This window comes from Flavobacterium sp. (assembly GCF_044371705.1).
In the GTDB taxonomy this organism is placed as follows: domain Bacteria; phylum Bacteroidota; class Bacteroidia; order Flavobacteriales; family Flavobacteriaceae; genus Flavobacterium.
Genome location: NZ_JBILTE010000218.1, coordinates 1 through 4,019 on the forward strand (window position 1 = coordinate 1; position 4,019 = coordinate 4,019).

Consider the following 4,019-nt stretch of genomic DNA (forward strand, 5'->3'; position numbering starts at 1 on the left):
GTTAGATGCATTATTGGATATTGCCAATGGTTATAAGTATTTCGTGATTTTTGCCCATGCTTCGTTTTTGTTTTTACTGATTTTAATCCGTGAAATGATTAAAGATTTGGAAAATATCAAAGGCGATCTGGTTCAAAATTATAAAACTATTCCTGTTTTATTGGGCGAGTCATTTTCTAAAAAAATCATCACTTTTTTGGTGATTTGCACTTTAATTCCTGTTTATATTCTTATTGAATTGTATGATGTAGGATATATGGACAGTTACTTTTACCTCAGTTTTATTGTTTTGATTTTCTTTGTACTAAAATTATGGAAATCCAATTCAAAAGAAAACTACTTGCTTTTGCATAACATTCTCAAGTTTATAATTGTTGCAGGGGTTTTTAGTATTGTTTTAATAAAACCATCTGTTTTAATTCATGGAAAAGAGGTTTTGAATCTTTAGTCGTTCTAATTTCATCTTTAGAATCGTAACAAATTCGAATTCGCTATCTTTGCAAAAATCACAAGGATGAACAAAAAAGACGGAAGCAACAAAAAATCAACTTCCAGCAGAACTACAAAAGCAAAACCGGGAGGTTTGAGCAAGTCAAAACCAGCGATGGCAAAAAGGTCTCAGAAGCCAAAAAAAGCTACAAATGCTGCTCCGGTAACACCATCAAAACCAAAAGTAAAATCGGATGACATCCGTTTGAATAAATACATTGCTAACTCGGGAGCCTGCTCTCGCAGAGATGCAGATATCTACATTCAATCTGGAAATGTAAAAGTTAACGGAATAGTGATTACCGAAATGGGTTATCAAGTGAAACCCGGAGATGTAGTTAATTTTGACGGAGCAACAATTATTCCGGAAAGAAAAGAATATATTTTATTGAACAAACCCAAAAACTTTACTACTTCGGTTGAAGACGATAAAGACATGCGAAATGTGTTTGAGTTAATCAAGAATGCAACGCAGGTTCGAGTACAAGCAGTAGGTAGAATGGATAAAAACACAACCGGATTGTTATTATTTACTAATGATACCGACATGATTCGAAAATTTGGTTTACCCAACCAGAAGTCGCCAAAAATATACCAAGTTACTTTAGATAAAAATTTAAAATTTGAAGATTTAGAAAAGATAGCCGGAGGTGTAAGTTTTGACGAGCACCGATTGTTTGTAGATGAAATCAGCTACATCGATGAGCAACCAAAAACAGAAGTAGGCATTAAATTGCGTACTTCAAATGTAAAAGTGGTTCGTGCGATTTTTGAAAAATTCAATTACAATGTTTTAAGAGTTGATAGAGTTTCATTTGCGGGATTAACCAAAAAGAACCTTCCAAGAGGAAATTGGCGATTTTTAACCGAACAAGAAATCATCAATTTAAAGAATTTCTAAGGATGAATCCACAAGATATACTGTCGATTGCTTACAAATGGTTTGAAGCTTTCAATAATCATAATTTAGAGCAATTATTGTCGCTCTATGATGATCATGCGGAACATTATAGCCCGAAATTAAAAATTAGAAAACCGGAAACAAACGGTCTAGTAGTTGGCAAAGAAGCCATGCGAGAATGGTGGAAAGATGCTTTTGATCGTTTGCCAACATTGCACTACAAAGTAAATTCGCTAACAGCAAATACAGATCGAGTGTTTATGGAGTATGTGCGAACCGTTGAAGGCGAACCTGAAATACTCGTCGCTGAAGTTTTAGATATAAGAGACGGTAAAATAACGCAATCGAGAGTATACCACGGATAAATTAAAAAACCCGAAATGAACTTTTCATCTCGGGTTTTTATTGAATTAATAACAACCTAAAAATATTTTACAGAGCGTCTAAACCGCGTTTCTTTAATAAAGGTCCAATGCTAGGTTCGGCTCCTCGGAATTTCTTATACAAGTCCATTGGTTCTTCAGTTCCGCCTTTTTCTAATATATTTTTTCTAAAAGAATCTGCTTTTGCAGGATTGAATAAGCTGGTCTGTTTAAATTGATCAAAAGCATCGGTGTCCAAAACACCCGACCAGATATAACTATAGTATCCTGCAGAATATCCTCCGGAAAACACATGACTGAAATAATTGGCACGGTGACGAGGAATAATTGATGAAATCAACCCAATATTTTTCATCGAATTTATTTCAAAACTATCCGCACTACCTGAAATAGGAGCTGTGATGGTATGGAAATCCATATCCAAATAAGTAGAAGCTAAATATTCTACCGTTGCAAAGCCTTGGCCATAGGTACCCGCATTTTCTAATTTTTGAATCAATGCATCGGGGATAACTTCACCTGTTTTATAATGTTTGGCGTACATTTTTAATACTTCAGGATCAGCCGCCCAATTTTCCATGACTTGCGAAGGTAATTCAACAAAATCTCTTGGAACGCTCGTACCTGCTAAACTCTTATAAGTCACGTCCGACAACAATCCGTGTAAGGCGTGTCCGAATTCATGAAAATAAGTACTTACTTCATCAAAAGTAAACAATGCAGGAGCATCAGCTGTAGGTTTTGAAAAATTACAAACGATGGAAATGACCGGAGCAATTCTCTTTCCATTCACCGTTTTCTGCGGACGATAGGAAGTCATCCAAGCACCACCTCTTTTAGAAGCTCTTGGATAAAAATCCATGTAAAGTAATCCTAAATGTGTACCGTCTTTTTCCATCACTTCCCAAACAGTCACCTCTTGGTGATAGGTGGGAACATTTTTTACTTCTTTAAATTTTAATCCGTATAATTTTTCACAGACCATGAAAACGCCATTAGTAACCACATCTAAACTAAAGTAAGGACGCAATTCCTGTTCATCTAAATCAAATTTTTGCTTTCTGATTTTTTCACTGTAGTAACGCCAGTCATACGGTTGCACCTCTGTTTTAAAACCTTCCGCCAACATCATTTGTTTGATTTCAGCTTCTTCCATTTTAGCTTTCGCTAATGCAGGTTCCCAAAGCTGACTCAGGAAAGACATTACTTTTTCTGGCGTTTTTGCCATACTTTCTTCTAAGACATAATCGGCATGCGTTTTATAGCCTAGTAATTTGGCTTTTTCGGCTCTCAAATTAGCAATTTGTATGGCAATTGCATTGTTGTCAAATTCATTGCCGTTGTTGCAGCGATTTTTATAGGCTTTCCAGATTTCTTCACGTAGTTTTCTGTTAGTACTGTATTGAAGAAAAGGCATCACACTTGAATTGGACAAGGTAAAAACCCACTTTCCAGGTTTTCCTTTTGCTTGAGCGGTTTCTGTAGCGGCACTAACCAAATCTTCCGAAAGTCCTTCTAAATCTTCTTTGTTCGTAACAACAAGTTCGTAACTATTTGTTTCTGCTAAGATGTTTTGACCAAATTTTAAAGTCAAAACAGCCAGTTCACTATTTAACTTTCGTAAAGTTTGTTTTTGAGTTTCGTCTAAGTTGGCACCACTTCGTACAAATCCTTTATAGCTTTTTTCTAAAAGTTTTGCTTGTTCCGGAGTCAATTTTAATTGCTCTTTTTGATTCCAAAGAGTGTTAACTCGAGCAAAAAGTTTTTCGTTAAGGTTGATGTTATCTCTATGAGCCGAAAGTAATGGAGCAACATCTTTGGCAATTTGTTGAATTTCTTCGTTGGTGTTTGCCGAATTCATATTGTTAAATACAGTAGAAACTTTTGACAAAAGCTCTCCTGAATTTTCTACAGCAATAATTGTGTTTTCAAAAGTGGGTTGACTTTTTTGATTCACTATCACATCAATTTCCTGTTGTTGCTTTTTGATACCTTCCAAAATTGCCGGCTTGTAATGCTCGTTTTTAATTAGATTAAAAGGAGGAACATCATAAGGTGTATTGTAGGAACTAAAAAAAGGGTTCGTTGTAAAAGTCGATTTTAGTTCTTGTGCTTCAACAAGATTTATGGATAATCCCATAGCTAACAATAAAATAGTTTTTTTAATCATTTTCTAATAAAAATTAGGATTGCTAAAATAGCTATTTCAAGCTAATAGCTTTTTTGTATTAACTTAAATTTATGAT

The 4,019-nt window shown here is 34.9% G+C and carries 3 protein-coding genes and 1 pseudogene; 3 read left to right on the plus strand and 1 reads right to left on the minus strand.

Going from position 1 to position 4,019, the window contains the following annotated elements:
* The 3 genes and pseudogenes from ACIQ2S_RS11875 to ACIQ2S_RS11885 all read left to right on the plus strand — a co-directional run.
* Positions 1-448, plus strand: a pseudogene (locus ACIQ2S_RS11875) (ubiquinone biosynthesis protein UbiA); the annotation flags it as partial.
* 66 nt (positions 449-514) lie between these two features.
* Positions 515-1,390, plus strand: coding sequence for a pseudouridine synthase (locus ACIQ2S_RS11880; protein ID WP_396176263.1), 876 nt, complete (start codon positions 515-517; stop codon positions 1,388-1,390).
* 2 nt (positions 1,391-1,392) lie between these two features.
* Positions 1,393-1,755: a nuclear transport factor 2 family protein gene (locus ACIQ2S_RS11885; RefSeq protein WP_396176265.1), complete on the plus strand. Its 363-nt coding sequence runs from the start codon at positions 1,393-1,395 to the stop codon at positions 1,753-1,755.
* Between the two features lie 67 nt (positions 1,756-1,822).
* Here the strand turns inward: ACIQ2S_RS11885 and ACIQ2S_RS11890 are convergent, their stop codons facing one another.
* Positions 1,823-3,943 carry a M3 family metallopeptidase gene (locus ACIQ2S_RS11890; RefSeq protein ID WP_396176267.1) on the minus strand — a complete coding sequence of 707 codons (2,121 nt, stop codon included), beginning with the start codon at positions 3,941-3,943 and terminating at the stop codon, positions 1,823-1,825.
* Positions 3,944-4,019 lie beyond the last annotated feature (76 nt).